This is a genomic window from Rudaea sp., assembly GCF_036560865.1.
In the GTDB taxonomy this organism is placed as follows: domain Bacteria; phylum Pseudomonadota; class Gammaproteobacteria; order Xanthomonadales; family Rhodanobacteraceae; genus Rudaea.
Window position 1 is genome coordinate 1 of sequence record NZ_DATBQK010000119.1, and the last position, 4,837, is coordinate 4,837.

7 protein-coding genes are annotated in these 4,837 nt (G+C 62.2%); 4 read left to right on the top strand and 3 right to left on the bottom strand.

The window, feature by feature from the left end:
* On the top strand, window positions 1–486 hold a 486-nt coding region (locus VIE67_RS12100), incomplete at its 5' end, for a fumarate hydratase C-terminal domain-containing protein (RefSeq protein WP_332026554.1).
* A gap of 86 nt (window positions 487–572) precedes the next feature.
* Window positions 573–1,454, top strand: a complete 882-nt coding sequence (locus tag VIE67_RS12105) for a patatin-like phospholipase family protein (RefSeq protein WP_332026556.1) — start codon at window positions 573–575, stop codon at window positions 1,452–1,454.
* 20 nt (window positions 1,455–1,474) lie between these two features.
* Here the strand turns inward: VIE67_RS12105 and yedA are convergent, their stop codons facing one another.
* Entirely contained in the window at window positions 1,475–2,377 is a 903-nt protein-coding gene (gene yedA / locus VIE67_RS12110) for a drug/metabolite exporter YedA (RefSeq protein ID WP_332026558.1), read from the bottom strand.
* Window positions 2,378–2,546: 169 nt separating this feature from the next.
* Window positions 2,547–2,822, bottom strand: coding sequence for a hypothetical protein (locus VIE67_RS12115; protein ID WP_332026560.1), 276 nt, complete (start codon window positions 2,820–2,822; stop codon window positions 2,547–2,549).
* A 79-nt stretch (window positions 2,823–2,901) separates the two neighbouring features.
* Between VIE67_RS12115 and VIE67_RS12120 the strand changes: the two genes are divergently transcribed.
* Both VIE67_RS12120 and VIE67_RS12125 read left to right on the top strand, forming a co-directional pair.
* Window positions 2,902–3,258 carry a Rieske (2Fe-2S) protein gene (locus VIE67_RS12120; RefSeq protein WP_332026562.1) on the top strand — a complete coding sequence of 119 codons (357 nt, stop codon included), beginning with the start codon at window positions 2,902–2,904 and terminating at the stop codon, window positions 3,256–3,258.
* 395 nt (window positions 3,259–3,653) lie between these two features.
* Window positions 3,654–3,965, top strand: coding sequence for a helix-turn-helix domain-containing protein (locus VIE67_RS12125; protein ID WP_332026564.1), 312 nt, complete (start codon window positions 3,654–3,656; stop codon window positions 3,963–3,965).
* 6 nt (window positions 3,966–3,971) lie between these two features.
* Here the strand turns inward: VIE67_RS12125 and VIE67_RS12130 are convergent.
* Window positions 3,972–4,837: restriction endonuclease (locus VIE67_RS12130; protein WP_332026566.1), on the bottom strand; the 866-nt coding region annotated here is incomplete at its 5' end.

The following is a 4,837-nucleotide window of genomic DNA, read 5'->3' on the forward strand; positions in this document are numbered from 1 at the left end:
CGCGACGCCGCGCACAAGCGCATCGTCGAGATGCTCAATCGCGGCGAGAAGCTGCCGGTCGATTTCAGCGGCCGCTTTATTTACTACGTCGGCCCGGTCGATCCGGTGCGCGACGAAGTCGTCGGCCCCGCCGGTCCGACCACAGCGACGCGCATGGACAAGTTCACCGAACAAGTCCTGGCGCAGACCGGTCTGCTCGGCATGGTCGGCAAGGCCGAGCGCGGCCCTGCGGGCATCGACGCGATCAAGAAACACCGCTCGGTGTATCTGATGGCGGTCGGCGGCGCCGCGTATCTGGTCTCGAAAGCGATCCGCGCATCGCGCGTGGTCGGTTTCGCCGACCTGGGCATGGAGGCGATTTACGAATTTGAAGTCAAGGACATGCCCGTCACCGTCGCGGTGGATTCGCAAGGCACCTCGGTGCATCAGACCGGCCCACGCGAATGGCAGTCGCGCATCGGCAAGATTCCGGTGGTCGTAGTCTGAGGTTTCAGCCACCGGGCGTAAGGAAAGTCGCCCACGCCGTGTCCAATGCAACAGCGTCGCAGCGTGATATCAGACAGGTACCCGGAATGGCCCAGACAACCCCGATCGACAATCGCGCCGCACAGCGCACGGCCTTCGTGCTGGCCGGTGGCGGCAGTCTCGGCGCGGTGGAAGTGGGCATGTTGCAGGCCCTGCTGGATTGGGGCGAGACGCCAGCCTTCATCGTGGGCGCGTCGGCCGGTGCGATCAACGCCGCGTACTTCGCCGCCGACCCGACGCGCGCCGGCGCCGACAAACTCGAGGGCATCTGGTGCGCGCTCAAGCGCAGGGACGTTCTTCCCTTCAGCCTGGGCAGCATGCTCGGCATGTTGCTCAGGCGGGGTCACCTGGTCGATTCCCACGCTTTGCGGCGCCTGCTGGAACGGAATATCCCTTACCAGCAATTGGAACAGGCGGCGTTGCCGGTGCATATCGTGGCCTCCGACATGCTCACCGGAAACGAGGTGGTTCTGTCCTCAGGCTCGGTCGTCGATGCGGTGCTTGCGAGCGCGGCCATTCCCGGCGTGTTTCCACCCGTGCGGATCGGCGGGCGCTTTCTGGTCGATGGTGGCGTGGCCAACAACACGCCGATCTCCAGTGCGATCAGACTCGGCGCCACGCGCATCATCGTGTTGCCGACCGGTTTTGCCTGCGCGCTCGACCGGTTGCCCACCGGCGCGATCGCGCGCGCGATCCACGCGCTGAGCCTGCTCGTCTCGCGCCAGCTCGTGCACGACGCCGAGCGCTTTGCGGGCGACGTCACGTTGCGGATCGTGCCGAATCTGTGCCCGTTGGACGTATCGCCCTACGACTACTCGGCGGGCCGGTCGCTCATCGCGCAGTCGCGAACGCGCACGCGGCAGTGGCTGGAGACCGGCGGTCTCGATCACGCCGGGGTGCCGCAGCCGCTGCATGAGCATCGACATTAGCGACGACGACGGGAAACGCTCTACTTCGTCTTCGCCAGCGTGATCGCGGCGACGCCGATCAGGATCACGATCATGCCGATGATGTCGAGCGAGGTCGCGCTCTCGCCGCCAAGCAGCACGCCGACGAGCACGGCGACAGGTGGATTGACGTAGGCGTAACTGCTCGCGAGGGCCGGTCGCGTGTGGTGCAGCAGATAGATATAGGCGCTGAAACCGAGCAGGGATCCAGCGACGATCAAATAGGCGACGGCCAGCGTCGCATGCAGATCCGGCGACAGCGGTGCATGCTCGCCGGCGATCAGGGCGAACGCGCCGAGCGGCACGCAGGCGCACAGCATCTGCGCCGCGGCGCTCATCGCCGGGTGCGGCATGTCCTGATGTTTGCTCCACACCGAACCGAACGCCCAGGCGACCGCAGCGAAAACAAGTGCCGCCGCGCCGAGCGGCGAACCGCGCAGTTCGCCGCCGAAGTTGAGTACGACCACGCCAGCGAAGCCGACGAGCAAACCAATCCATTCGAGGCGATTTGGCCATTGCCCGTAGAGCCCGGCGAAGATCGCCATGAACAATGCGACGCTGGCGACTGCGACCGCTGCGATTCCGGACGCGACGCTCTGTTCGGCGTAGCAAACCATGCCGTTGCCAAAGCCGAGCAGCAGCGTTCCGGTGACGAAACAATTGAACCATTGCCTGCGCGTCGGCAGGGCGAGGCCGCGCCAGCTCAGCAGCGCGAGCATCAACGCCCCGGCGATCGCGAAGCGCACCGCCGCCATCAGAAACGGCGGATAGCCCGCCACCGCAATGCGGATCGCGAGATAGGTCGAGCCCCACAGCACGTAGATGCCGAACAAGGCCAGCGGCACGAGCACGCGCGGCGTGAGCAGGGCGCGCACGGGCGCGGCAGCGAGAGCGGTATCGTTCATTGCGTTGGGAGAAAGTATACTTTTACGGCGCGCGGAGACGGTTGCGGATTGGCACCCATCTTAGCGGCGCGCCCGAACGCACGATAGCGCCATTTGTCACGACGCGTGCGGGGCCATTGGAGCAGACGATAGTGCGCAGACGGTCGATACCGCCGACGCGAAACGCGGATCAGTGCTTCAGCGTCGCCGTGTCTTTGTGCAGCACCACGTATTCGCCCTCGATCACGCGCGGACTGCCACGCGCGGACGCAGGTTGCTGCGTTGCCTGCGCGTGCGTGCGCACCAGCGCGCGCGTGAGCGCGACGATCGCGCCGACGAACGCGAACGCAATCAGGGCAAAAAAGCCGAGTGTGAGCACACCAATCAGCAGCATCGCACCGAGCACGCCGAACAGGAGGCGGGTCAGCGGATGGTGACGACGATTGAACCAGCGCCAGTAAAACATGGCGACGATGCTCCATGGCAGAATGTGGGGGTTGGACAGCGCGTAAGCGGTACCGGCTGGCAGGAAACTAAATACTCTGATGAGCGTTAGAAAAACGTTATGCCGGCTCGCGGATATCCCCGATGGCGGCGCCATCGCACTGGACCTTCCGGCGGAATCCGCTAATGCGGCGGAGGCTTACGCGGACTCGCTCATTCTACTGCGCCAGGCGGCGCAAGTGTTCGCCTATCGCAACGTCTGTCCGCACGCCGGCCGGCGCCTGGACTGGGCGCCCGGGCGCTTCCTGATCGAGAATTCCCATCTGATTTGCGCGTCGCACGGGGCGGTGTTTGCGATTGCATCCGGACTCTGCGTTGATGGGCCTTGTCGCGGAGAGAGTCTGGCGGCTTTGCCGATTGAGATTGTGGGGGATGAAGTGCATCTGGCGCAGCTCTAGCTCGTCATTCCTGCGGAAGCAGGAATCCTGCGTCTTCGCTTTGCTGTTTGACTTTAGAAGCAAAGGCTTCCACTCGCCTGCGGCGAGCGGGTCACTTTCTCTTCTACAGCCAAGAGAAAGTAACCAAAGAGAGACCGCCCCCGATGCCGCGCTCTTCGCGCTGCGCGCTTCGAGTGCGCGAGATCACGCAGGGGTTCGCTTGACGTACATCCCTATACGTTCGCGAACTGACGCGCATCCTGCGCGTCATCCTCACGGACTTTTCCTGCGTGATCTCGCCGCGGCAAAGGGGGACAAGATCAAGGGCGAGGCGAGAGCAGATCAACGGCTCTGGGCTCTTGCGGTTAGACTAGCAACGTATGCGAGATATTGCATGTACGCATGCGAGACGAGCCATGAACCGAAAAGCTAAACCTTCCAAAGTCGACCTCAAGCGCACTTCCGGCGATCCGCGTGGCGTATTTCACGACCTGTTCGATCCCGACGAAGCTGCGGAACTCACAATGCGTGCCGAGGCGCTGCGCGGGCTGCAAGCCTGGCTTGTCGAAACCGGATTGACGCAAGCAGCAGCGGCGTCGCAACTCGGCGTCACGCAAGCGCGTGTGTCCGATATCAAGCGCCGCAAGATTGGATCGTTCAGCCTCGATCTACTGGTGCGGCTCGCTGCACGTGCGGGACTGCGGCCGCAGTTGCGGCTGGCGGCGTGATTCTATTCATTGCTTCCGAAACTGATCGAAGAATGCATAGTCAATGTCGAAAATCTGTTTTGGTTTCACACCGAGTTTGGCTTCCTCGAACAGCACCACCAATCTCTCGCCGTCAATCAGCTCAATAGGAATAACGCCATCGCGCGCTGCTTCGGCCTCAGCATCACCGGAGAAGCGGCCTGTCGTGATAAAGACTCCTTTTTCAGCACGGCCAAGAAGTGCATTGCGGAATTCACCAACAGCCGCGCGTGATACGACGTCCTTGTAGCGTTTGGCCTGGAATGCAACTTTGACGCTGACGAAAGGACTCAGGCGCAGGACGCCGTATCCATCAATTCCACCATCACGCGATTTCTGGGTTACCTCGACATCTTCGAAGCCATGTTCGCGAAGCAGGCGCTCGCAGATAAGCTCGAAACCATACGGCGACAAAGATTTCAGCAACTCAAGCAAGCTCTGTTCCTGCTTTTCATCGAGCGGGAGAGCATCTTTCAGATCAAGCTCTACTCTTTGTGATTCTTCATCTGGTTCCTTGCGGATGGCTTGATAGGCCGCTGTGCGATTGAGAAACAGCTCACGGGCGGAATCGTCGTCGAGATGCGTTTTCCAACCCAGGGCGGTCAACGTCCAGATACCTCGCCGGCTGTCATCGAGCAGTCCTTGCCATACAAGGTATTGGCGAGCCCACTGAACTTGGTTGTGAAAGCGATTGCCCCCGGATTTCAGCGTCGCGTCGGTTACATCGATTCCAAGTCTAAGCTCGCGTTGAATCCACGTGGAAACTTCCTTGGGTCGCGCCGACCCGCCGACTGCACGCAAGCAGTCGAGTAGTGGCCCCATCCATCGAACGAACTCAGCCTCTCCCTTTTTCT

Bases quoted from the DNA above. Each gene is read 5' to 3' on its own strand.
- VIE67_RS12105 (WP_332026556.1), top strand. From the start codon at position 573: ATGGCCCAGACAACCCCGATCGACAATCGCGCCGCACAGCGCACGGCC.
- VIE67_RS12125 (WP_332026564.1), top strand. From the start codon at position 3,654: ATGAACCGAAAAGCTAAACCTTCCAAAGTCGACCTCAAGCGCACTTCC.
- VIE67_RS12120 (WP_332026562.1), top strand. From the start codon at position 2,902: ATGAGCGTTAGAAAAACGTTATGCCGGCTCGCGGATATCCCCGATGGC.
- yedA (WP_332026558.1), bottom strand. From the start codon at position 2,377: ATGAACGATACCGCTCTCGCTGCCGCGCCCGTGCGCGCCCTGCTCACG.
- VIE67_RS12115 (WP_332026560.1), bottom strand. From the start codon at position 2,822: ATGTTTTACTGGCGCTGGTTCAATCGTCGTCACCATCCGCTGACCCGC.